This is a genomic window from Streptomyces sp. RKND-216 (assembly GCF_004795255.1).
In the GTDB taxonomy this organism is placed as follows: Bacteria; Actinomycetota; Actinomycetes; order Streptomycetales; family Streptomycetaceae; genus Streptomyces; species Streptomyces hazeniae.
This window is the reverse complement of the sequence record NZ_SSBQ01000002.1, coordinates 381,055-403,516: the sequence shown is the minus strand read 5'-3', so window position 1 is coordinate 403,516 and position 22,462 is coordinate 381,055. Positions and strand designations below refer to the sequence as shown.

General features: G+C 73.0%; 19 protein-coding genes and 1 pseudogene. 12 read left to right on the top strand and 8 right to left on the bottom strand.

The window, feature by feature from the left end:
• The first annotated feature begins 51 nt into the window (after positions 1–51).
• The 9 genes and pseudogenes from E4198_RS02000 (at position 52) to E4198_RS01960 (ending at position 10,258) form a co-directional block, all read left to right on the top strand.
• A complete protein-coding gene (locus E4198_RS02000; RefSeq protein ID WP_136185132.1) occupies positions 52–1,077 on the top strand; it encodes a glycosidase in 1,026 nt (341 codons plus the stop codon).
• Positions 1,078–1,106: 29 nt separating this feature from the next.
• Positions 1,107–1,310, top strand: a pseudogene (locus tag E4198_RS01995) (hypothetical protein); the annotation flags it as partial.
• 76 nt (positions 1,311–1,386) lie between these two features.
• Complete coding sequence (locus tag E4198_RS01990; protein WP_247597512.1) at positions 1,387–1,794, top strand: MmcQ/YjbR family DNA-binding protein; 408 nt, start codon at positions 1,387–1,389, stop codon at positions 1,792–1,794.
• A gap of 68 nt (positions 1,795–1,862) precedes the next feature.
• Positions 1,863–3,212 carry an FAD-dependent monooxygenase gene (locus E4198_RS01985; RefSeq protein ID WP_136181597.1) on the top strand — a complete coding sequence of 450 codons (1,350 nt, stop codon included), beginning with the start codon at positions 1,863–1,865 and terminating at the stop codon, positions 3,210–3,212.
• A 162-nt stretch (positions 3,213–3,374) separates the two neighbouring features.
• Positions 3,375–4,214 (top strand): S1 family peptidase, encoded by an 840-nt coding sequence (locus tag E4198_RS01980; protein ID WP_136181596.1) that lies wholly within the window; start codon positions 3,375–3,377, stop codon positions 4,212–4,214.
• 181 nt (positions 4,215–4,395) lie between these two features.
• On the top strand, positions 4,396–5,565 hold the full coding sequence (locus E4198_RS01975) for a CaiB/BaiF CoA-transferase family protein (protein ID WP_136181595.1): 1,170 nt from the start codon (positions 4,396–4,398) through the stop codon (positions 5,563–5,565).
• The gene (locus E4198_RS01970) at positions 5,565–6,707 is read left to right on the top strand and encodes an acyl-CoA dehydrogenase family protein (protein WP_136181594.1); all 1,143 of its coding nucleotides are present in this window, start codon (positions 5,565–5,567) and stop codon (positions 6,705–6,707) included. Before E4198_RS01975 ends, E4198_RS01970 begins: the two co-directional genes overlap by 1 nt.
• Before the next feature lie 93 nt (positions 6,708–6,800).
• Entirely contained in the window at positions 6,801–8,015 is a 1,215-nt protein-coding gene (locus E4198_RS01965) for an acetyl-CoA C-acetyltransferase (protein WP_136181593.1), read from the top strand.
• A 47-nt stretch (positions 8,016–8,062) separates the two neighbouring features.
• On the top strand, positions 8,063–10,258 hold the full coding sequence (locus tag E4198_RS01960) for a 3-hydroxyacyl-CoA dehydrogenase NAD-binding domain-containing protein (protein WP_136181592.1): 2,196 nt from the start codon (positions 8,063–8,065) through the stop codon (positions 10,256–10,258).
• A gap of 15 nt (positions 10,259–10,273) precedes the next feature.
• Here the strand turns inward: E4198_RS01960 and E4198_RS01955 are convergent, their stop codons facing one another.
• Positions 10,274–11,104 (bottom strand): MerR family transcriptional regulator, encoded by an 831-nt coding sequence (locus E4198_RS01955; protein ID WP_136181591.1) that lies wholly within the window; start codon positions 11,102–11,104, stop codon positions 10,274–10,276.
• A 110-nt stretch (positions 11,105–11,214) separates the two neighbouring features.
• On the opposite strand from E4198_RS01955, the gene E4198_RS01950 reads away from it, so the two are divergent.
• Positions 11,215–12,111, top strand: coding sequence for an oxygenase MpaB family protein (locus E4198_RS01950; protein WP_247597511.1), 897 nt, complete (start codon positions 11,215–11,217; stop codon positions 12,109–12,111).
• A 17-nt stretch (positions 12,112–12,128) separates the two neighbouring features.
• On the opposite strand, the gene E4198_RS01945 is transcribed toward E4198_RS01950, so the two are convergent.
• From E4198_RS01945 to E4198_RS01935, 3 genes are all read right to left on the bottom strand, one after another.
• A complete protein-coding gene (locus E4198_RS01945; RefSeq protein ID WP_136185129.1) occupies positions 12,129–13,592 on the bottom strand; it encodes a M1 family metallopeptidase in 1,464 nt (487 codons plus the stop codon).
• A gap of 191 nt (positions 13,593–13,783) precedes the next feature.
• The gene (locus E4198_RS01940; RefSeq protein ID WP_136181590.1) at positions 13,784–14,701 is read right to left on the bottom strand and encodes an FAD-dependent oxidoreductase; all 918 of its coding nucleotides are present in this window, start codon (positions 14,699–14,701) and stop codon (positions 13,784–13,786) included.
• A 14-nt stretch (positions 14,702–14,715) separates the two neighbouring features.
• Complete coding sequence (locus E4198_RS01935) at positions 14,716–16,338, bottom strand: ABC-F family ATP-binding cassette domain-containing protein (protein WP_136181589.1); 1,623 nt, start codon at positions 16,336–16,338, stop codon at positions 14,716–14,718.
• A 312-nt stretch (positions 16,339–16,650) separates the two neighbouring features.
• On the opposite strand from E4198_RS01935, the gene pip reads away from it, so the two are divergent.
• Positions 16,651–17,610, top strand: a complete 960-nt coding sequence (gene pip, locus E4198_RS01930) for a prolyl aminopeptidase (RefSeq protein WP_136181588.1) — start codon at positions 16,651–16,653, stop codon at positions 17,608–17,610.
• A gap of 49 nt (positions 17,611–17,659) precedes the next feature.
• Here the strand turns inward: pip and E4198_RS01925 are convergent, their stop codons facing one another.
• The 3 genes from E4198_RS01925 to E4198_RS01915 all read right to left on the bottom strand — a co-directional run bounded on the left by E4198_RS01925 (position 17,660) and on the right by E4198_RS01915 (position 20,621).
• Positions 17,660–18,847, bottom strand: coding sequence for an amidohydrolase family protein (locus tag E4198_RS01925; RefSeq protein ID WP_136181587.1), 1,188 nt, complete (start codon positions 18,845–18,847; stop codon positions 17,660–17,662).
• A 72-nt stretch (positions 18,848–18,919) separates the two neighbouring features.
• Positions 18,920–20,104 (bottom strand): MAB_1171c family putative transporter, encoded by a 1,185-nt coding sequence (locus E4198_RS01920; RefSeq protein WP_136181586.1) that lies wholly within the window; start codon positions 20,102–20,104, stop codon positions 18,920–18,922.
• A gap of 1 nt (position 20,105) precedes the next feature.
• Positions 20,106–20,621, bottom strand: coding sequence for a hypothetical protein (locus E4198_RS01915; protein ID WP_027762243.1), 516 nt, complete (start codon positions 20,619–20,621; stop codon positions 20,106–20,108).
• Positions 20,622–20,797: 176 nt separating this feature from the next.
• On the opposite strand from E4198_RS01915, the gene E4198_RS01910 reads away from it, so the two are divergent.
• A complete protein-coding gene (locus E4198_RS01910) occupies positions 20,798–21,370 on the top strand; it encodes a DUF2087 domain-containing protein (protein ID WP_136181585.1) in 573 nt (190 codons plus the stop codon).
• Positions 21,371–21,395: 25 nt separating this feature from the next.
• Here E4198_RS01910 and E4198_RS01905 read toward each other — a convergent pair whose 3' ends face one another.
• Positions 21,396–22,367: an acyl-ACP desaturase gene (locus E4198_RS01905; RefSeq protein WP_136181584.1), complete on the bottom strand. Its 972-nt coding sequence runs from the start codon at positions 22,365–22,367 to the stop codon at positions 21,396–21,398.
• Between the last annotated feature and the right edge of the window lie 95 nt (positions 22,368–22,462).

Genomic DNA, 22,462 nt, shown 5'->3' with positions numbered 1-22,462 from the left:
ATCCCCACTCGCACCGACATCCCCTACACCCTCACCCGCCTCGGCATCGTCATGGCGCCCGACCCCGCGGACCCGAACGAGGCCGAAGGCGTCCTCAACCCGGCCAGCGGCCGCACCCCCGACGGCCGGCTCCACCTGCTGCCCCGCATCGTGGCCGAGGGCAACGTCTCCCGTGTGGGCCTCGCGGAGGTGACTCTCACGGACGGCGTGCCCTCGGGCGTCGAGCGGCGCGGCGTCGTCCTCGCCCCCGACGAGGGCTGGGAGCGCGGGCTGAACAACGCGGGCACCGAGGACCCGCGCATCACCTGGGTGCCGCGCCTCGGCCTGCACGTGATGACGTACGTCGCCTACGGGCCGCTCGGCCCGCGGCTGGCCCTCGCCGTGTCCGAGGACCTGCGCGACTGGCGGCGCCTGGGGCCCATGCACTTCGCCTACCAGGCCGGCCTGGACACCGACCTGAACCTCTTCCCGAACAAGGACGCCGTTCTCTTCCCCGAGCCGGTGCCCGGCCCCGACGGCGAACCCGCCTACGCCATGCTGCACCGTCCGATGTGGGACCTCGGCTGGTTCCGCGACGGCGAGGGTGTCCACCTCCCGGCCGGGGTCACGGACGACCGCCCCGGCATCTGGGTGTCGTACGTGCCCGCCGCCGAAGTGGAGCGCGACGTCACCGCGCTGGTGCGGCTGCGCGACCACCGGCTGGTGGCGCTGTCCGAACACCCCTGGGAGGAGCTGAAGATCGGCGCCGGCCCGGCACCGATCCGGGTCGAGGTGGGCTGGCTGCTCCTCCACCACGGCGTCGCCGGGGCGATGGCCGACAGCCACGACCCGCAGGACCAGCAGCGGCTCACCTACTCCGCCGGCGCGATGATCCTCGACCCCGAGGACGTCAGCCGGGTCCTGGCCCGCAGCGACGCGCCGATGCTCGCCCCGGAGACCGAGGAGGAGAAGTCCGGCACCGTGCCCAACGTGGTCTTCCCCACGGCGATCGAGGAGGTCGACGGCGTCCGGTACGTGTTCTACGGCATGGCCGACGCGCACATCGGTGTCGCCCGGCTGGACCGCGTCGGCGGCTGACCGCGGCCACAGCACTGGGGTGCGCGGTCATGGACGTGATCACCGGCCGCGGGGCGCCGCCCGGCGCTCCCTGGCCGCGCACCGAGGCGGAGGCGCTCGCCGTGCAGGACGCGCTGCGGGCGCGGATCGAGCGCGCGGACCGGACGCCGGCCCCCGGCGCCCCCGGGGCGCTCGTCACCGGCGTCGACGTCGCCTACGACGACGACCGGGACGCCGTGGCCGCCGCGGCCGTCACGGACCGAGGTCGGACCGAGGGGAAGGAAGCCCAAGCCGGGGGCGCATGTCGGCGGGGGCGCGTACCGTGAGGGCGTGAGCCCCAAGAAGGAGACGCCCGGACCCCCGCCGAAGGCGGCGGTGCGCGCACGCGACGCGGTGCGGGACTTCGCGCTCGGCCTGCCCGGTGCGGCCGAGGAGTTCCCGTGGGAGGACGACGCGGTCGTCAAGGTCAACAAGAAGATCTTCGTCTTCCTCGGCAGCGACGGCGGCGGCTACCCCCTCGGCGTCACCCTCAAGCTCCGGGATCCGGACCTCCACGAGCACGCGCTGTCCTTCCCCGGAGCGGCGCCCGCCGGTTACGGCCTGGGCCGGTCGGGATGGGTGTCCGTGCCGCTGGAGGAGAAGGGTGCGCCCGCCGCGGAGCTGCTGTGCGAGTGGACCGAGGAGAGCTACCGCCTCATCGCGCCCAAGAAACTGGTGGCACTTCTCGACTCCAGGTGAGGCGGGGGACCGAAACCGGCCGCGCGGCCTAATCTGTGCGCCTCCACAGCGCGAACAGGGAGGCGCACGTGACGGACGGGCAGAGCAGCGCAGGCGGGGTCGCCGTCGTACTGGGCGGGAGCATCGCGGGGCTGCTGGCTGCGCAGGCGCTCACCGAGGCGTACGGCGAAGTGATCGTGTGCGACAGGGACGCACTCCGTACCGAGACGAGTTCCCAGCCGCGGCGCGGCGTACCGCAGGGACGCCATGCGCACGGCCTGCTCGCCGCGGGCCGGGAGGCCATCGAGGAGTTGCTGCCCGGCTCCACCGACGCACTCGTGGCGGCCGGTGTGCCGACCGGCGACGTCCTCGGCGACCTGCGGTTCTTCACCATGGGCCGCCGCCTCAAACAGACCCCGATCGGGCTGACGGGCCTCGCCGCGAGCCGCCCGTTCCTGGAGAGCTACGTGCGCCGTCGTCTCGCCGCCCACCCCGGCGTCCGGCTGCGCGAACGCACCGAGGTGGTGGGCCTGGAGGCCTCGGGCGACCGCACCCGGGTGACCGGCGTACGGGTGCGGCCGCTCGCCGAGAGCGCCGTGGAGGAGAGCCTCGCCGCCGACCTGGTCGTGGACGCGACCGGCCGCGGCTCGCGCACGCCGCACCGGATCGCCGAACTGGGCTACGACGAGCCCGTCGAGGAGCGGGTGGGCGTCGACCTGGCGTATGTCACCCGGCACTACCGCCGGGAGCCGGGCATGCTCGACGGCGACGTGGCGGTGATCCTCGGGCCCACACAGGACAGCCTGCGTGGCGCGTTCGTGCAGGTCGTCGAAGGCGAGCGGTTCGTCGTCACGCTCTTCGGGCTGCTGGGCGACCACCCGCCCACCGACGACCAGGGCTACCGCAACTTCGCCAAGTCGCTGTCCCGGCCGGACGTGCATGAGGTGGTGGAGGCCGCGGAGCCGCTCGACGACCCCGTGCTGCACCGCTTCCCGTACAGCGTGCGCCGCCGGTACGAGCGGCTGCGCCGGTTCCCGGCCGGGCTGCTGGTGGTCGGCGACGCCGTGTGCAGCTTCAACCCGCTCTACGGGCAGGGCATGAGCGTCGCCGCCCTCCAGGCGCGGGTGTTGCGACGGCAGCTGGCCGGAGGGGCGGTGCCGGATTCGAAACGCTTCTTCTCGGACATTCGGCCGGTTGTGGACGCCCCGTGGCAGATGGCCGCCGGGGCGGACCTCGCCTTCCCGGGCGTTGAGGGGCGGCGGACCGCCGTGAACGGACTGGTCAACCGCTATGTGGCCCGCCTGCAGGCGGCGGCCGAGCACGATGCCTCAGTGGCCCGGACCTTCACCCGTGTGTCCAATCTGCTCGATCCGCCGAGCCGGCTCATGCGGCCCGACATGGCACTCCGTGCCCTGGTGGGAGGCCGGTCGCGGACGTGACCGGAAACACACCTTGCCGCCGCTTTGCCATTCCGTGATGCTGGCGAATGCCTGGCGCAGACATGTCAATGTAGCGCTGGGCAGCGGCCGTCCCCACCGGCCGTTCCCCCACAGCACCGGAGGATTTCCGTGAGGATCAGATTCGCAGGACGTGCGCGCACCATGGCAGTGGCCACCGGACTCCTGGCGGTCGGCGCGCTCGTCACCCCCACCGCCGCAGCGGTCGAGAACGACGGCCCCAAGGCCACGGCGGCTCAGCTCAAGGCGGTTGACAGCGCCGTGCTGAAGTCGGACATCGCGGGTACCGCCTGGTACACCGACGCGAAGTCCGGCAAGGTCGTCGTCACCGTCGACAGCACCGTGAGCAAGGCGGAGATCGCCAAGATCAAGCAGACCGTCAAGACCGACTCCGCCCTCGAGATCAACCGCACCAAGGGCGAGTTCACCAAGCTGATCGCCGGCGGCGAGGCCATCACCACCGGCGGCGCCCGCTGCTCGCTCGGCTTCAACGTGCAGAACGGCAGCGGCACCAAGTACGCGCTCACCGCGGGTCACTGCACCAACATCGGCAGCTCGTGGTCCATCGGCACCCGCGCCGGCACCAGCTTCCCGGGCAACGACTACGGCATCATCCAGCACTCCAACCCGGGTGCCGCGGACGGCCGCGTCTACCTGTACAACGGCAGCTACCAGGAGATCACCGGGGCCGGAAACGCCTCGGTCGGTCAGTCCGTCCAGCGCAGCGGCTCCACCACCGGCCTGCACGGCGGCTCCGTCACCGGCCTCAACGCGACCGTCAACTACGGTGCCGACGGCATCGTGTACGGCATGATCCAGACCAACGTCTGCGCCGAGCCCGGCGACAGCGGCGGCGCCCTGTTCTCCGGCAGCACCGCCCTGGGTCTGACCTCCGGCGGCAGCGGCAACTGCTCCTCCGGCGGCACCACCTTCTACCAGCCGGTCACCGAGGCGCTCAGCGCCTACGGCGTCAGCATCATCTGACGGGCAGTACACCAGCACCTCCGCACCACACGGCGGGCCGTCCCTCGGGGCGGCCCGCCCTCCTGTGTCCGGCGGGGCTTGTGCGAGGGCAAGCGACTGCTTAGCATCATCGGTGTTACATCATTGGTGTCATACAGATGGTCGACGGGCATGCCGCCGCCCGGAACCGACTGGGGGTTCGATGACTGCGGAGCACGGCACGGCCCGGGACACCCGCGAAGGCGGTCCGCTGGCGGGTGTCCGGGTGGTGGAACTGGCCGGAATCGGCCCCGGCCCGTTCGCCGCCATGCTGCTCGCCGACCTCGGGGCCGACGTGGTCCGCGTCGACCGGCCGGGCGGGCCCCTCCTCGGCATCGACCCGGCCGCCGACCTGACCAACCGCAACAAGCGGTCCGTCGTCCTCGACCTCAAGACCCAGGCAGGCGTCGCCGCCGTGCTGGACCTGGCCGAACGCGCCGACCTGCTCGTCGAGGGCAACCGGCCCGGCGTGGCCGAGCGCCTCGGCGTCGGTCCCGACGAGTGCCTCGCCCGCAATCCTCGCCTGGTCTACGGCCGGATGACCGGCTGGGGACAGGACGGGCCGCTCGCCCCGCGCGCCGGACACGACCTCGGCTACATCGCCGTCACCGGCGCCCTCGGCCTCGCCGGACCGGCCGGCGGACCGCCGTACGCCCCGGCCAATCTGCTCGGCGACTACGCCGGCGGCTCGCTCTACCTGGTGATCGGCCTGCTCGCCGCCCTCCAGCACGCCCGTACCCCCGGCGGCGCCGGCCAGGTCGTCGACGCCGCCATCGTCGACGGCACCAGCCACCTCACGACCATGATCCACGGCATGATGGGCGCCGGCAGCTGGCAGGACGCCCGCGGCGCCAACCTGCTCGACGGCGGTGCACCGTTCTACGGCACCTATGCCACAGCGGATGGCGGGCACATGGCCGTCGGAGCCCTGGAGCCCGCCTTCTACGCCGAGTTCCTGGACCGCCTGGGTCTCAGCCCCGACGAGCTGCCGCCGCGCGAGGACCCCACCCGGTGGGCGGAGCTGCGTGAGCGGATCGCCGCCCGTTTCCGCACCCGCACCCGCGACGAGTGGAGCGAAGACTTCGCCGGTTCGGACGCCTGCGTGGCACCCGTCCTCTCCCTCACCGAGGCCCCCCGGCACCCGCACCTCGCCGCCCGCGGCACCTTCGTCGAGCACGACGGCCGCGTCCAGCCCGCCCCGGCACCCCGGTTCTCCGCCACGCCCGGAGCCGTGCGCACCCCGCCCGCCCGGCCCGGTGCGCACGCCGCCGAAGTGGCCCGCGACTGGGACCTGCCGGCACACGCCACCCCGTGGAAGGAAGCCACCGCCTGATGCAGCGACAGATCTTCACCCCGGATCACGAGGCGTTCCGGCAGACCGTGCGCACCTTCCTCGCCAAGGAGGTCGAGCCGCACTACGCGCAGTGGGAGCGGGACGGCATCGTCTCCCGCGACGCCTGGCTCGCCGCAGGACGGCAGGGGCTGCTCGGCCTCGCCGTGCCCGAGGAGTACGGCGGCGGCGGGGAGCCCGACTTCCGCTACGCCGCCGTGCTCGCCGAGGAGTTCGCCCGCGCGGGAGCCCCCGGCCTCGCGATCGGCCTGCACAACGATGTCATCGGCCCCTACCTGACCTCGCTGGCCACCGACGAGCAGAAGCAGCGCTGGCTTCCCGGGTTCTGCACCGGTGAGAGGATCACTGCCGTCGCCATGACCGAACCCGGCGCCGGTTCCGACCTCCAGGGCATCCGCACCACCGCCGAGGACCGCGGCGACCACTGGCTGCTCAACGGCGCAAAGACCTTCATCTCCAACGGTATCCTCGCCGACCTCGTCGTCGTGGTCGCCAGGACCACTCCGGAGGGCGGCGCCAAGGGCCTGAGCCTGCTCGTCGTCGAACGCGGTGCGCCGGGCTTCGCCCGCGGCCGCAACCTCGACAAGGTCGGCCAGAAGTCCCAGGACACCGCGGAGCTGTTCTTCGACGACGTCCGCGTGCCCAAGGAGAACCTGCTGGGCGAGCTCCACGGCGCCTTCGTCCACCTGATGACCAACCTGGCGCAGGAGCGGCTGACCATCGCGGTCTCCGCCGCGGCGGCCGCCGAGCACGTGCTGGACCTCACCACGGCCTACGTGAAGGAGCGCCAGGCGTTCGGCCGTCCGCTGGCGAAGCTCCAGCACGTCCGGTTCCAGATCGCCGAGATGGCCACCGAGTGCGCCGTCACCCGGGCGTTCGTCGACCGGTGCATCGCCGACCACGCCGCGGGCACCCTGGACGCGGCACACGCCTCCATGGCCAAGTACTGGGCCACCGAACTCCAGGTGCGCGTCACCGACCGCTGCCTCCAGCTCCACGGCGGCTACGGCTACATGAACGAGCAGCCCGTCGCCCGGGCGTACACCGACGCGCGCGTCCAGACCATCTACGGCGGCACCACCGAGATCATGAAGGAGATCATCGGCCGCTCCCTGCTCTCCTGACGATCCGGCGCCCCGCCCCGCCCCGCCTCGACCCGCCCCGCCCCGACCGGATCCCGGACCCCCTTTCCGAGCACGCACGAAAGGCTGCTGACCTTGAGCACCGAAGCGTACGTCTACGACGCCATCCGCACCCCGCGCGGGCGCGGCAAGGCGAACGGCGCCCTGCACGGCACCAAGCCCATCGACCTGGTCGTCGGGCTGATGCACGAGATGCGCCGCCGCAACCCCGGCCTGGACCCGGCCGCCATCGACGACGTGGTGCTCGGCGTGGTCGGGCCCATCGGCGACCAGGGTTCCGACATCGCGAAGATCGCCGCCATCGCCGCCGGGCTGCCCGACACCGTGGCCGGGGTGCAGGAGAACCGCTTCTGTGCCTCCGGCCTGGAAGCCGTCAACCTCGCGGCGGCCAAGGTGCGTTCCGGCTGGGAGGACCTCGTCCTGGCCGGCGGGGTGGAGTCCATGTCCCGCGTGCCGCTCGGCACCGACGGCGGCGCCTGGGCCATGGACCCCATGACCAGCTTCGAGACGGGCTTCGTCCCGCAGGGCATCGGCGCCGACCTCATCGCCACCATCGAGGGCTTCAGCCGCCGCGACGTGGACGAGTTCGCCGCGCTCTCCCAGGAGCGGGCGGTGGACGCGTGGAAGGAGGGCCGCTTCGAGAAGTCCGTCATCCCGGTGAAGGACCGCAGCGGCCTGGTCGTGCTGGACCGCGACGAGCACATCCGCCCCGGCACCACCGCCGACACCCTCGCCGGGCTCAAGCCCTCCTTCGCCGACATCGGCGACCTCGGCGGCTTCGACGCCGTCGCCCTTCAGAAGTACCACTGGGTCGAGAGGATCGACCACGTCCATCACGCGGGCAACTCCTCCGGCATCGTGGACGGTTCGTCGCTGGTCGCCATCGGCAACGCCGAGGTCGGCACGCGGTACGGCATGCGGCCGAGGGCGCGCATCGTCTCCGCCGCCGTCTCCGGCGCGGACCCGACGATCATGCTGACCGGACCCGCACCCGCGTCGAAGAAGGCCCTTGCGAAGGCGGGTCTGAGCATTGACGACATCGACCTGGTCGAGATCAACGAGGCGTTCGCCGCGGTCGTGCTCCGCTTCGTCCGCGACATGGGCCTTTCCCTGGACAAGGTCAACGTCAACGGCGGCGCCATCGCGATGGGCCACCCGCTCGGCGCCACCGGCGCGATGATCCTCGGCACGCTCGTGGACGAGCTGGAGCGGCGCGACCAGAGGTACGGCCTCGCCACGCTCTGCGTGGGCGGCGGCATGGGCTGCGCCACCGTCGTCGAACGCCTCTGAAACGCCGCACCGCCCCCTTCGCCCACCCTCACGGAGCTCACACCGCCATGGCAGAAACCGCCGCGTCCTCCACCATCCGCTGGGAGCAGGACGACACCGGAATCGTCACCCTCGTCCTCGACGACCCCGACCAGTCCGCCAACACCATGAACGAGGCGTTCAAGGCCTCGCTCGCCGCGACCGCCGACCGTCTGGAGGCCGAGAAGGACTCCGTCCGCGGCATCGTCGTCACCTCCGCCAAGAAGACCTTCTTCGCCGGCGGCGACCTGCGCGACCTGATCCGGGCCCGCCCCGAGGACGCGCAGCGGGTCTTCGATGCCGGCATGGGCATCAAGCGCGACCTGCGCCGCATCGAGACCCTCGGCAAGCCCGTCGTCGCCGCGATCAACGGTGCCGCGCTCGGCGGCGGTCTGGAGATCGCCCTCGCGTGCCACCACCGGGTCGCCCTCGACGCGCGGGGCTCCAGGATCGGGTGCCCGGAGTCCACCCTCGGCCTGCTGCCCGGAGGTGGCGGCGTGGTCCGCACCGTCCGCCTGCTCGGCATCGCCGACGCGCTGCTGAACGTCCTCCTGCAGGGGCAGCAGCACCGGCCGGAGAAGGCGAGGAAGGTCGGACTGGTGCACGAGGTGGTGCAGACCGAGGAGGAGATGCGGGCCGCCGCCCGCGCCTTCATCGACGCGCACCCGGAGTCTGCCCAGCCCTGGGACACGCCCGGCTACCGCATGCCCGGCGGCACCCCTTCGAACCCGAAGTTCGCCGCCAACCTGCCCGCCTTCCCCGCCAACCTCAGGAAGCAGACCAGCGGCGCCCCCTACCCCGCACAGCGGAACATCCTCGCCGCCGCCGTCGAGGGCGCGCAGGTCGACTTCGAGACCGCGCAGGTCATCGAGAGCCGGTACTTCACCGAACTGGTCACCGGCCAGATCGCGAAGAACATGATCCAGGCCTTCTTCTTCGACCTCCAGGCCATCAACTCCGGCCGCAGCCGCCCCGACGGCGTCGAGGAACGGACCGTGCGCAAGGTCGGTGTGCTGGGTGCGGGCATGATGGGCGCCGGCATTGCCTACACCTGCGCCCGCGCCGGCATCGACGTCGTCCTCAAGGACGTCTCCCGGGAGGCCGCGGAGAAGGGCAAGGGTTACGCGGTGAAGCTGGAGGACAAGGCGCTGTCCCGCGGCCGCACCACCGAGGAGAAGCGCGCGGCGCTCCTCGCCCGTATCACCCCGACCGCCGACCCGCAGGACCTCGCCGGCTGCGACGCCGTCATCGAGGCGGTGTTCGAGGACCCGGCGCTCAAGCACAAGGTTTTCCAGGAGATCGAGGACGTCGTCGCCCCCGACGCACTGCTGTGCTCCAACACCTCCACCCTCCCCATCACCGCTCTCGCCGAGGGCGTGCAGCGGCAGGAGGACTTCGTCGGCCTGCACTTCTTCTCGCCGGTCGACAAGATGCCTCTGGTCGAGATCATCAACGGCGCCCGCACCGGCGACACCGCGCTCGCCCGCGCGTTCGACCTGGTGCGGCAGATCCGGAAGACCCCCATCGTCGTCAACGACTCGCGCGGCTTCTTCACCTCCCGCGTCATCGGCCACTTCATCACCGAGGGCGTGGCCATGCTGGCGGAAGGCGTCGAGCCCGCCACCGTTGAACAGGCCGCCGCCCAGGCCGGCTACCCCGCCAAGGTCCTCTCGCTGATGGACGAGCTGACCCTCACCCTGCCCCGCAGGATCCGCAACGAGACCCGGCAGGCGCTCGAGGCGGAGGGCAGGACCCTGCCGGACCACCCGGCGGACGCGGTGATCGACCGGATGGTCGACGAGTTCGGCCGTACCGGCCGCAGCGGCGGCGCCGGCTTCTACGACTACGACGAGGACGGAAAGCGCCTCGGCCTCTGGCCCGGACTGCGCGAGCACTTCGGCGCCGGCACCCGGGCGGGGGAGCGGACGGACCTCGGCGAACTCCAGGAGCGCATGCTGTTCGTGGAGGCGCTGGACACCGTCCGCTGCGTGGAGGAGGGCGTGCTCACCTCCGTCGCCGACGCGAACATCGGCTCCGTCATGGGTATCGGCTTCCCGCCGTGGACCGGCGGCGTTCTCCAGTACGTCAACGGTTACGCCGGCGGTCTGCCCGGCTTCGTGACCCGCGCCCGCGAGCTGGAGGCCCGCTACGGCGCGCGGTTCGCCGTACCGCCGCTGCTCGCGGCGAAGGCGGAGCAGGGCGAGACCTTCACCGACACGCCGTAGGCCCCGGTCGCCGGTTCAGCGGTCCCGTGCCCCGTCGTCCCCTGCCGGGGCACGGGACGGCGCGCCCTCCGGTGCGGCCTCGGCGGGGAACACCTCGCGCAGCTCCTCGTTCATCGAGCGCTGGAAGGCGGTGACCAGCGCCTGCACCACCATCGGCTGCATGTGCGCGGACAGCGACTTCATCCGGGCGACCTGCTCCGGGTCGTCCTCCCGCTCGCGGTAGGGCTGCCACACCTCGTCGCGGAAGAGCGTGCTCAGCGCACGCGCCGCGGACCGGGTGTGCTCCAGCATCACGTCCCGCGCCGCGAGGATGGCCTGCTGCGAGATGGGCACGTCCAGCAGCCGGACGCCCAGGTGGATCATGCCCGGGTCGACCCGGAACAGGTCCGGGTCGCCGGTCGGCTCCAGCACGCTCAGCGCTTCCAGCCGCCGTAGGTCGTCGTCCGTCAGCGCCCTGCCGACACGGCTCTCCAGCTGTCCGCGCGTCGCCTCGTCGACGGTGTCGGGCATCCAGGAGGCGACCATCGCCCGGTGCAGGGCCAGCTCGTGCGGGGAGATGTCGTCCGGCAGGCGTTGGAGGTAGCGCTCGATCGCGGCGAGGGTCATGCCCTGCGCCTGCAGCTCCTCGATGAGCGCCAGCCGGGACAGGTGGTCCGGGCCGTACCGGCCCACCCTGCGGGGCCCGATGGTGGGCGGCGGGAGCAGCCCCCGGGTGCTGTAGAAACGGATGGTGCGCACGGTGACCCCGGCGCGCGCCGCCAGCTGGTCGACGGTCAGCGCGTCCGCCTCCGGCGGCGCGTCCCGCGCGGCCCGTGCACGGTCCCGGCCGTCCTCGTGGTCGTCCATCGCCGGCGCCTCTCCGTTCCTCGCTGACCGTCCGTGGTGTAACAGTATGGCTGTCTCACCATCACTGTAAAAGCCTGCGGGAACCGGTCGCGCAGGCGCATCATGGGAACGTGCACAAGGACACCGCCGCCCCACGGCCGGTGCGGCACCCGCCGCAGGAGCCCGGGCCGCCGCCGCCCGGCGGCCTCCTCTGGGACCTGACCGGCGACGTGCGCACCGTGCTCACGCTGCCCCCTGCAATGGCCCTCCAGGTCGCCCACCCCGCCGTCGGCGCGGGCGTCGACGATCACTCCGTCTTCCGCACCGACCCGTGGGGCCGCGCCCGGCGGTCCCTGGACAGCGTGCTGCTGTGGGTCTACGGCGGCGATCGGGCGCGGGAGGAGGGGCGCCGGCTGCGCACCCTGCACGCCGGCGTCCGCGGTACGGATGCGCACGGACGGGCCTACCGGGCCCTCGACCCCGCGACGTACGCCTGGGTGCACGCCACCGGCTTCCCGGTGATGCGGCACGCCCGCGGCTACCTGGGCCGCCCGTTCACCGAGGAGGAGGAGCGCCGGCTGTACGCCGAATGGCTCCAAGTGGGCCGTGTGCTGGGCCTCGGGGACCGCGACATGCCGCAGACCCTCGCCGCGTTCTGGCCCTACTACCGGCGGATGCTGGACGACGAGATCGAGAGCACCCCCGTGCTGCGCGAGCTGGTCTCGCTCACGGCCGCCGTACCCGCACCGACCGGTGGTCCGGCGGCGCTGCGGACGCCACTGCGGGTGTTGTGGCCGCTGCTGCGACCGCCGTTCCTCCGGCTGCGGGCGTTCGTCACCGTCGGCCTGCTGCCGCCCGAGGCGCGGCAGGCCGCCGGACTGCCCTGGACGGGCCGTCAGGAGCGGCGGCTGCGCCGGTTCGGGTGGGCCGTGCGCGTGACCGCGGTCGTCCTGCCGGAACGGCTGCGGTACTTCCCCGCGGCCCGGCGTGCCCGCGCGCAGCACCGCGCGGGCACCTACCCCGGCTGACGCCCCGAGGAGCACCCTCAGCGATGGCCGTGGCCTCCCTCGTGGGCGGCCTGGATCTTCTTCCACGACTCCGGCTGGTCCGGCACTCCCGCGGAGGCGGCGCTCCGGTCGACTCCGCCTGCCGCGCCGTTCGGCCCGACGGCCGGCTTCGACGGCTGGAACAGCCAGGTGTCGAACAGCGCGTCGAGCTGTTCGCCGGACTTCCGCTCGGTGTAGGCGACGAACTCGTCGATCGACGCGTCACCGCCGGCGTGCTTGCGCTGCCAGCCCTTCAGTGCGGCGAAGAAGTCCCGGTCCCCGATCTCGGTGCGCAGCGCCTGGAGGGCCATCGCGCCGCGGTTGTAGACCGCGCCGTGGAACTGGTTCTCCGGGCCCGGGTCGCCGGGCTCGACCGTCCAGAAGTCGTCGTCGGCCGGGACGGAGGCGTAGGCGTAGGCCGCCAGTTCCGCGACCGTGCCCTCACCGGCGTGTTCCGACCACATCCACTCCGCGTAGCTGGCGAAGCCCTCGTTGAGCCAGATGTCGCTCCAGCGTTCCAGCGACACGCTGTTGCCGTACCACTGGTGCGCCATCTCGTGCACCACGACCGAGACGTTCGAGCCGTGCTGGAACTTGCGCGGGCTGTAGAACGGCCGGGTCTGCGTCTCCAGGGCGTAGCCGGTGTCGGTGTCGGGCACGTAGCCGCCGATCGCGTGGAACGGGTAGGCGCCGAAGTACCCCTCCAGCCACTCGGTCACCTCGCCGGTGCGCTCGATGCTGGCGCGCGCCGCGCCCTCGTGCGGGCCCAGTTCGCGGCTGTAGGCGTTGAGCACGGGCAGTCCGCCGGCGGTGGTGTCGGTGGTGAGGTCGAACTTTCCCACCGCCAGCGTCGCCAGGTAGGTGGCCTGGGGCTCGGCCGACCGCCAGTTCCAACGGGTCCAGCCGGCCTCGGAGCGCTGCGAGGCGAGCACACCGTTGCTGACCGCCTGGGTGCCGTCCGGGACGGCGACGCTGACGTCGTAGGTGGCCTTGTCGGTCGGGTGGTCGTTGCTGGGGAACCACCACCAGGCGGCCTCCGGCTCGTTGGCCGCCACGCCGCCGTCCGGGGTGCGGTGCCAGGAGGTGAAGCCGTTCACCTCCACCTCCGACGGCGTGCCGGCGTAGCGGACGACGACGGTGGCGCGCTGCCCGTTCGTCAGCGGCCGGTCCGGCGTCACCTCCAGTTCGTGGGCGCCGGTCGCGGCGACGTCCGCGACGCGGCCGTTCACCCGGACCTCGCGGACGTCCAGGGCGAAGTCGAGGTTGAAGCGGGAGAGGTCCTGGGTGGCCTTCACCAGGAGGGTGGCGGTGCCCTTCAGGTGGTCGTTCCGGGGCTGGTAGCGCAGCCGCAGATCGTAGTGCGCGACGTCGTAGCCGCCGTTGCCGTAGTCGGGGTAGTAGGGGTCGCCCACCCCGGGCGCCCCGGGCGTGGGCTCGGCCGCCGACGCCGGGATCGCCAGCATCAGGGTGGCCGCGGCCGCGGCCGCGGCGAGGAAGGTTCTGCGCACGAGTCCTCCAACTCGGTGGGGATTGCGAAGACGTGGAGGTGTCTATCGCTGCTACCCGCGTCATGTCCATGGCGTCTTGGTTTCCGGCGGAGCACCCCGCGGGGCCCGGTCCGGACCGCACGGAGCCTCCCGGGACGGCGCGGGCGTCAGCCGGGTCGGTCCCCGAGGGCCGCGCGCACCAGGTCGGCCGCCTCCCGTGCGGAGCCCCAGGACGCGGTCACTCCCGCCCCGCCGTGGCCGTACTGTTGCACGCACACGCTGCCTCCGGGCAGCTCCTCGCGTTCCAGGCGGACCCCGGCGGCGCGGCACGGGCGCAGGCCCACGCGGTGTTCCAGGACCGGGGCGTCGGCCACCGCGGGATGGACGCGGGCGCAGCGCTCGCGTATCGCCGCGGCCGTCGCCGGGTCCGGGAGCGTCCCCTCGGCGCCCTCCTCCGCCGTACCGCCGAGGATCAACCCGTACGGCTGCGGCAGCAGGTAGGTGGAGTTCGACGCCCCCGGTTCCGACGACACGTGCCAGTCCCGGACGCCGGGATTCTCCACGACGAGCAACTGACCGCGCACCGCGGTCATCGTGGCGTCCCCGGCCAGCTCGCGGGCGCCCAGCCCGGTGCAGTGGACCACCACCGGCGCCTCCTCGCCGGCCTCGGCCAGCGAGGAGACGTCCCGCTCTGCGTACCGCCCGCCGGCGGCCTCCAGGCGTCCTCGCAGATACGGAAGATAGGCCGTCATGTCGACAAGCGGCGTCCGGCACCGCTCGCCGACCAGCGCCGACCAGCGTTCCGGCGTGTCGTCCATGACCATGCGGCCCGGCACGAGCCGGACGCCGGTCTCCGCCGGACGCTCGGCCAGCCAGGACAGGGTGCGGAAGCCGTGCACCGCCCACTCCAGCGCCCGTTCCGCCGGCTCGATCCGGTACGGCCAGCACAGTCCGCCCGCCACCGCGGACGTCGTGCGCTCGGCAGGCTCACGGCTCCAGACCCGGACGCGCACGCCCTCCTCGGCCAGGACGACCGCCGTCGTCAGCCCGATGACGCCGCCTCCGACGACCAGCACTTCTCGCATGCGCGCACGATACGTCACCCCTCCCAGAGTTCCTCGGGATCGACGGTGGCGAGTGCGCCGTCCAGCCGCAGCCACCGGGTCGGCTCGATCGCGTGCAGGAACGGCACATCGTGACCGGCCACGATCAGCGCCCCCTCGTAGGACCGCAGCGCGTCGGTGAGCTGCCGGACGCTCGCCATGTCGAGGTTGTTCGTCGGCTCGTCCAGCATCAGCAGCTGCGGCACCGGCTCGGCGAGCATCACCGCCGCGAGCGTCGCCCTGAAGCGCTCGCCCCCGGACAGCGTGCCCACGACCTGCTCCGCGCGCTTCCCCTTGAACAGGAAGCGGGCCAGCTGCGCCCGGATGCGGTTGTCGGTCGCCCCCGGAGCCAGCCGGGCCACGTTCTGCACCAGGCTCAGCGACTCGTCCAGCAGGTCCAGCCGCTGCGGCAGGTAGCGCAGCGGCACGTGCGTGGTCAGCTCGCCGCCCTCCGGCGGGATCAGCCCGGCGACCGTGCGCAGCAGCGTCGACTTGCCGGCGCCGTTGCGTCCGGTCAGCGCGATCCGCTCCGGGCCGTGCACGTCCAGATGAGCGCGGGCGCCGTACCGCAGCTCGACCTCGCGCGCGGTGAGGACCTGCCGTCCGGCGGGCACGGCCGTGAACGGGAGGTCGACCCGGATCTCGTCGTCGTCACGTACGGCCGCGGACGCCTCGTCCAGCCGCTCCCTGGCCTCCTCCAGTCGCTGCTCGTGCAGGATCCGGTGCTTGCCCGCCGACTCCTGCGCCGAGCGCTTGCGCAGCTTCATCACCGCACGAGGCTCGCGCTTGGTGGCGTACATCTTGTCGCCGTAGCGGACGCGCTTGGCCAGCTTGGTCTGTGCCTCCGCGAGTTCGCGCTTCTGCCGTCGCAGATCGCCCTCGGCGACGCGCACCATACGCTCGGCCGCCTCCTGCTCGGTGGCCACGGCCTCCTCGTACGCCGACAGGTTGCCGCCGTACCAGTGCACCTCGCCGGCCCGCAGGTCGGCGATCTGGTCGACCAGTTCGAGAAGTTCCCGGTCGTGGCTGACCACCACCAGGACGCCGCTCCACGACGCCACCGCGTCGTACAGCCGCCGCCGGCCCTCCCGGTCCAGGTTGTTCGTCGGCTCGTCCAGCAGCAGGACGTCGGGGCGGCGCAGCAGCAGCGCCGCGAGCCGCAGCAGCACCGACTCGCCGCCGGACACCTCGCCGATGGTGCGGTCCAGGGTGATGTGGGTCAGGCCGAGCTGGTCGAGCGTCGCCCGGGCGCGCTCCTCCACGTCCCAGTCGTCGCCGACCGCGGTGAAGTGCGCCTCGCTCGGGTCGCCCGCCTCGATGGCGTGCAGCGCCGCCCGGGTCCCGGCGATGCCCAGCGCCGCGTCGACGCGCAGGCCGGTGTCCAGGGTGAGGTCCTGGGGCAGGTAGCCGACCTCCCCGGCCACTCGCACGCTGCCCTCCTGGGGCGCCAGCTCCCCGGCGACCAGCTTGAGCAGAGTCGACTTCCCGGTGCCGTTGACCCCGATCAGCCCGGTGCGGCCAGGCCCGACGGCCAGTTCGAAGCCGTCCAGCACGGACGTGCCGTCCGGCCACGCGAAGGACAGGCGGGTGCAGGTGATGGATGTGGTGGGTGCAGACATGCGGTTCTCCGGTCGCGTCGTCCTGGAAAGGGGGCAGCGCTGGGAGACACCGGCACCCGCGGAGCAGGCCGCGCGGGAGGAGGAGACCGGCCGGAGGGGGGCCGCTCGCTTCCGAGGTCGCACTCGTGGCACGCACGCCCTACGGCGGTGCACACGGTGTCTCCGACCTCAGACGAGCAACGGCCTCTCCTATCGACGGCAACAGGGCCGAGGAGAACGCTACGGCTCCCGCACGGGCCGAGCAACGGGATTATCCGGTGTCGTCGCGCCTCACGCCGTGCCAGGGTGGGCCGTCGCGACGAGGGAGCGGACATGCGTGAGCTGTATCCGGAGATCGAGCCGTACGAGCACGGCATGCTCGACGCGGGGGACGGCGACCACGTCTACTGGGAGGTGTGCGGCAACCCCGACGGCAGGCCCGCGCTGGTGGTGCACGGCGGGCCCGGATCCGGCTGCCGCCCCCGTCACCGCCGCTACTTCGATCCCGAGCGGTACCGGGTGGTCCTCTTCGACCAGCGGGGCTGCGGGCGCAGCACACCGCACGCCGGGGACCCGTCGACCGGCGTGCGGCACCACACGATCCACCACCTGATCGCCGACATGGAGCTGCTGCGCACACACCTCGGCATCGACCGGTGGCTGCTGGAGGGCGGCTCGTGGGGCTCCACATTGATCCTCGCCTACGCCCAGCGGCACCCGGAGCGGGTCACCGGGATCGTCGTTCCCGCCGTCACCACCACCCGCCGCTCCGAGATCGACTGGCTCTACCGGGGCGTGGGCCGCTTCTTCCCCCGCGAGTGGGAACGCTTCCTCGCCGGGGCCCCCGGGACACCGCCCGACGGCGACGTCGTCGGCGCCTACGCCGCCCTGACGGAGCATCCGGACCCGGCCGTACGAGACCGGGCGGTCCAGGAGTGGTGCGCCTGGGAGGACGCCGTCGTCTCCGGGGAGACGCAGGGCGCCCCCGGTCCGTACGGCGACCGGCCCTCCGCGGACCGCACCGCACTGGTGCGCCTGTGCGCCCACTACTTCTCGCACGGCGCCTGGCTGGAGGAGGGACAACTGCTGCGCGAGGCCCACCGCCTGACCGGCATCCCCGGCGTGCTGATCCACGGCCGGCTCGACCTGGGCAGCCCCCTGGCCACCGCCTGGGAGCTGTCCCGCGCCTGGCCGGACGCGGAACTGCACGTGGTGGAGGACGCGGGTCACCTGGGCGGCGGGACGACCCGCGACATCCTGCTCGCCGCGCTCGACCGGTTCGCCCGGGGCTGACCGGGACGTACGGCCGGACGGACGACTCCGCCTGCCCCGCCCGGCCCGGTCAGCCGCCGTTGACCAGTCGCCCGCCGGCCAGCACAGCCCGCACCTCGCGCAGCGCCTCCAGGTCGGCGAGCGGATCGCCGTCCACCAGCAGAAGGTCCGCGCGGTAGCCGTCCGCGAGGCGCCCGGTGTCGTCGCCCAGCCCGACCGCGGCCGCGGCGTCGGCCGTGGCCATGGCCACCACGCGTGACGGCGGCAGGCCCAGGTGGACGAAGAAACCCAGGCTGGACACCAGGTCGTCGAAGACGGCACCCGGCACGCCCGCGTCGGTTCCGGAGATCAGCCGCACGCCCTGCTCGTGCATCCAGCGCACCCGTGCGAACATCTCCTCCGCCCGTTCCGGTCCGAACCGTTCGGCGAACGCCCGCCAGCCTGGGCTGGCCGCCGGGCACACGGCGATGCCGCGCGCGGCGATGTCCGCGACCACGTCCTCACGGACGTCGAAACCGCCGCGCCCCATCCACGTGCAGTGCTCGACGGTGTCCACGCCCGCCGCCACGGCCGCCGCGATGCCGTCCGCGCCGTGCGCGTGGGCGGCCACGGGCAGGTTGTGCGCACGGGCCTCCTCGACCACCGCCCGCAGCTCCTCCGGGGAGAACTGGGCCTCCCAGATCGCCGGGCCGCCCTTCGTCAGCCCGCCGCCGGTCGCCATCACCTTGATGACGTCGGCGCCGTCCTTCGCGTTGCGCCGCACCGTCTCGCGGATCGCCTCCTCGCCGGAGACCTCGCCGCCGAGGAACCAGCAGTGGCCGCCGGGCACCGTCAGCGGAGCACCGGCCGCGAGGACCCGCGGACCGCTCACGGCCCCGGAGGCGACGGCGTCCCGCAGCCGCAGCGCCAGACCGCCCCGGTCGCCCAGGTCGCGCACCGTCGTCACACCGGTGGCCACCATCCGCCGGGCCCGGTCGGCCATGGCGAGCAGCAGCGCGGTGTCGTCCGCCTCGCGCAGCGACGTCACCGGGTCGGGCCCGGCGTCGAAGCACAGGTGCACGTGGGTGTCGATCAGGCCGGGCAGGAGCGTGCCCTCCGGGCGCGCGAGGCGCACGGCGCCGGCCGACGCCCGGGCCTCGACCTCGGCGCGCGGTCCGGCGGCGACGATGCGGTCGCCGCGGACGAGGACCGCGCCGTCCGGCGTGCGGTCGCCGTCCGGTCCGGAGAGCAACTGTCCTGCCGACACCAGGAATTCCATGGGTGGTACGTCCCCCTTGTCGGGTCGGGTGGGTTCTGTCGGTCCGGGTGAGCGGGGCGCGGGGTCGACGCCTCAGCGGGCGGCGGCGTGGAAGGCGTCGGAGAGGGTGACGAGCTGGCGGGCGTCCCCCTCGAGGGTTTCCTCCGCGGGCATCGGCAGCAGCACGGCCTTCGAGGGCGCGACTCTGGAAGGCGCCGGGGCACCCGCCGCGTGGTCGTGCAGCGCGGCCCGCAGCCGCGCGGCCAGGTCGGCCGCCCAGCTCTCGGACGGTTCCGGGCGTGCCGGGGGAGCGGCGTCCCGCGCGCCTTCCTCTTCGCCGTCGGCGTCCGGACGCGCCAGGTACGGGCTGATCCGCACCAGCCCGTCGCGGCACTCGATGACCCGCCGGTAGTAGCGGCGGTGCACGCCGCGCAGGAGCAGCCGGTCCCCCCAGGGCCGGGTCGGCACCCGGGTCAGCTCGTCCTCCGGGAACGCCTGGTGCAGCGCGGCCCACAGCGGACGCAGCCGGTGGTAGGCCCGCCGGTGCCGCCACCACAGCCGCAGCGCCGCGATGCGGGTCGCCGCGCCCGGGTAGCTCACACCGATCACGAACACGGGCACGGCGATCGACAGCGTGAGGTTGGCGCCGGTCAGCAGCGGCGACTCGTCCGGGCCGCCGGCCCACCGCACCACGACGAACACCTGGCGCACCACGTCGGCCAGCACCATGGCTGCCATCGCCACGGCGGTCAGCCGCAGCCCGGTGGCCAGCGACCCCTGCGAGAGGCGGATGTAGCGGTACGTCCACCACAGGGCCATAGCCAGGGCGTACCCCAGGTACAGACCCGCGGAGAGGTAGAAGCCGGCAACGCCGGCGATCTGCATGTCCGCGGTGTCGTAGGTGCCGCCGCGCGCGCCGGGCGGGGTGGCGGCCATCGACACCGCCGCGAGCCCCGCGGCCAGACCCAGCGGAACCAGTTCCAGGCGGGCCCGTCGCCGGCCGCGCGCCGGGTCGAGGGCGGCCGAGTGCAGGTAGAAGCACATCAGGAAGTACACGCAGCACAGCAGCAGCACGTTCTGCAGCAGCTCCGCCGCCCCCGCGCCCAGGAGCCCGTCCGCCGCCCGGGCGCCCGGCCCGGTGCCGAACGGGAACGCCAGCGCGGCGGACACCAGGCACAGCGTCACCGACCGCAGCGGCAGGTCCGCCGGGGCGCGCGAGAGCTGGTAGCCCTTCCATGCGACGGCCGCCACCAGCAGCACGCCGAGTACAGCAGTCATGTCACAACCACCCCTGCCGGTCGCCCAGCGCCGTCTGCACCCGCTGCAGCGCGGGGTTCTTCGACGCCCGGGGCGTCACGTGGTCCAGCACGGACGCCCACTCCAGGATGATGGTGGCCACCAGTTCGGCCTCCCGCTCGTGCTCCTCGTCGTACGACGTGCGGCGCAGCGCCCGCCGGACCGCCCCCAGGGAGAGGTCGCCGGGCGCCGACCGCCAGAACTCCGGATCGTCGTCGTCGCTGCGGTGGTCCGCCAGGATGTGGCCCACCTCGTGCAGGATGATGTGGTCCTGGTGGGCCTTGCTGGTCTCCTTCTGGTACAGGATGTGGTCCGTGGTGTCCGTGGCCACCCAGAGCCCGAACGGTCCCGGGGCCGGCAGCGCATAGGGCAGAAGCCGGATCGGCCGGCCGCGCTTCTCACCCAGCAGGCGGCACAACTCCTCCACCCGCAGCGGCGGTTGCACCCCCAGTGAGCGCAGTTCGCGCCTGCACCGCCGCCGTAGCTCTCGCTCCTTCACCCCTCGCTCCCCACCCGATCGTGTCTGAGCCCCCGCCGCGAAACTACACCTTCGCCCCCGCGCGGACCACGGGTGGGCGCCCTGAGCTGCGCGTCCGCGGCCCGGAAAATGCTTCGCGGAGTGAGGGGCCGGTGGCGTACGGTCCTGGCGCGAGTGAGAGGTCGAGGGAGGAACGCGTGACGCCGGAGGAGATCGTCGGACTGCTGGCCGAGCCGGGGCGGTTGCGGGTGTTCTCCGCGGTCGTGCTGGGTGCCGGGACGCCGTCCGAGGTGACGGACCGGGCCGGGATCCCGCCGAAGGAGGCGGTGGCGGCGCTGCGGCGTCTCCAGGAGGGCGGGCTCGTGCAGGCCGCCGGCGGACGGCTGGTGGCGCGGGCCGGGCAGTTCAAGGACACCGCCCTGCGGGCCGCCCGGAGCGAGGACTCCGCACGGCCCGGCGTGGACCACGGCTCCGGCGACCCACGCGTCGAGACGCTGCTGCGCACCTTCCTGCGGGACGACGGCGGCCGCATCCGCAGCCTGCCCCGGCAGTTCGGGCGGCGGCGCATCGTGCTGCACCACCTGGCGCGGCGGTCGTTCGAGACGGGCGCCGCCTACCCGGAGCGGGAGGTGAACGCCGTCCTGCGCGGGTGGTGCGAGGGCGCCGGGGTCGACCACGTGACCGTGCGGCGATACCTCGTCGACCACTGCCTGCTGAGCAGGGCGGACGGCGTCTACCGACTGCGGGAGGACGCTCCGGCCGTGCTCTGACCGCTCGGTCACGACCGTTCGCGGGTCAGCGGTTCGCGCGGGCGGCCCTGCGCGCGGCGCGGGCGGCCAGCCGCTCGTCGAACTTCCGCGCTTCGCCGTCCAAGCCGTTCATGAACAGCCCGAGTTCCTCCTGCGCCTTGAGCCCCTCGGGGTCGAGGCCGTCGATGTCCAGCACCTTCAGGAAGCGCAGGACCGGCTGGAGCACGTCGTCGTGGTGGATGCGCAGGTTGTAGATGCCGCCGATCGCCATCTGGGCGGCGGCACGCTCGAATCCCGGCATGCCGTGACCGGGCATCCGGAAGCCGACCACCACGTCGCGCACCGCCTGCATCGTCAGGTCGGGGGCGATCTCGAACGCCGCCTGCAGCAGGTTGCGGTAGAAGACCATGTGCAGGTTCTCGTCCGTGGCGATGCGGGCGAGCATCCGGTCGCACACCGGGTCGCCGGACTGGTGGCCGGTGTTGCGGTGGGATACGCGGGTCGCCAGCTCCTGGAAGGAGACGTAGGCGACGGAGTGGAGCATGCTGTGCCGGTTGTCGGATTCGAAGCCCTCCGACATGTGTGCCATCCGGAAGTTCTCCAGCTGCACCGGATCCACTGCGCGTGAGGTGAGCAGGTAGTCCCGCATCACGATGCCGTGCCGGCCCTCCTCCGCCGTCCAGCGGTGCACCCAGGTGCCCCAGGCGCCGTCCCGCCCGAAGAGGCTGGCGATCTCGTGGTGGTAGGAGGGCAGGTTGTCCTCGGTGAGCAGGTTGACCACGAGCGCGGTCCGGCCGATGTCGGTGACCTTCGACTGCTCCGGCGCCCACGGCTCGCCCTCCAGCGGGCCGTCGAAGTTGCGGCCGTCGCTCCACGGCACGTACTCGTGCGGCATCCAGTCCTTCGCCACCGCCAGGTGCCGGTTCAGCTCCTTCTCCACCACCTCCTCCAGCGCGTAGAGGAGCCGGGCGTCGGTCCAGCCGTCCGTACCGGCGTGCTGTCGGGGGGTGACGGTCACGGATGCTCCTGACGTGCGGGTGCGATTCACCTACGGCTGCGTAGGTTACGAGACCGTAAGTTATTACCGTCGGAACAAGCAAGAGCGGCCCGGTG

Coding starts and splice junctions, on each gene's coding strand:
- pip (WP_136181588.1), top strand. CDS start 16,651: ATGCGTGAGCTGTATCCGGAGATCGAGCCGTACGAGCACGGCATGCTC.
- E4198_RS01960 (WP_136181592.1), top strand. CDS start 8,063: ATGGCAGAAACCGCCGCGTCCTCCACCATCCGCTGGGAGCAGGACGAC.
- E4198_RS01945 (WP_136185129.1), bottom strand. CDS start 13,592: ATGCTGGCGATCCCGGCGTCGGCGGCCGAGCCCACGCCCGGGGCGCCC.
- E4198_RS01920 (WP_136181586.1), bottom strand. CDS start 20,104: ATGACTGCTGTACTCGGCGTGCTGCTGGTGGCGGCCGTCGCATGGAAG.
- E4198_RS01940 (WP_136181590.1), bottom strand. CDS start 14,701: ATGCGAGAAGTGCTGGTCGTCGGAGGCGGCGTCATCGGGCTGACGACG.
- E4198_RS01970 (WP_136181594.1), top strand. CDS start 5,565: ATGCAGCGACAGATCTTCACCCCGGATCACGAGGCGTTCCGGCAGACC.
- E4198_RS01955 (WP_136181591.1), bottom strand. CDS start 11,104: ATGGACGACCACGAGGACGGCCGGGACCGTGCACGGGCCGCGCGGGAC.
- E4198_RS01925 (WP_136181587.1), bottom strand. CDS start 18,847: ATGGAATTCCTGGTGTCGGCAGGACAGTTGCTCTCCGGACCGGACGGC.
- E4198_RS02000 (WP_136185132.1), top strand. CDS start 52: ATGGCGCCCGACCCCGCGGACCCGAACGAGGCCGAAGGCGTCCTCAAC.
- E4198_RS01935 (WP_136181589.1), bottom strand. CDS start 16,338: ATGTCTGCACCCACCACATCCATCACCTGCACCCGCCTGTCCTTCGCG.
- E4198_RS01980 (WP_136181596.1), top strand. CDS start 3,375: ATGGCAGTGGCCACCGGACTCCTGGCGGTCGGCGCGCTCGTCACCCCC.
- E4198_RS01975 (WP_136181595.1), top strand. CDS start 4,396: ATGACTGCGGAGCACGGCACGGCCCGGGACACCCGCGAAGGCGGTCCG.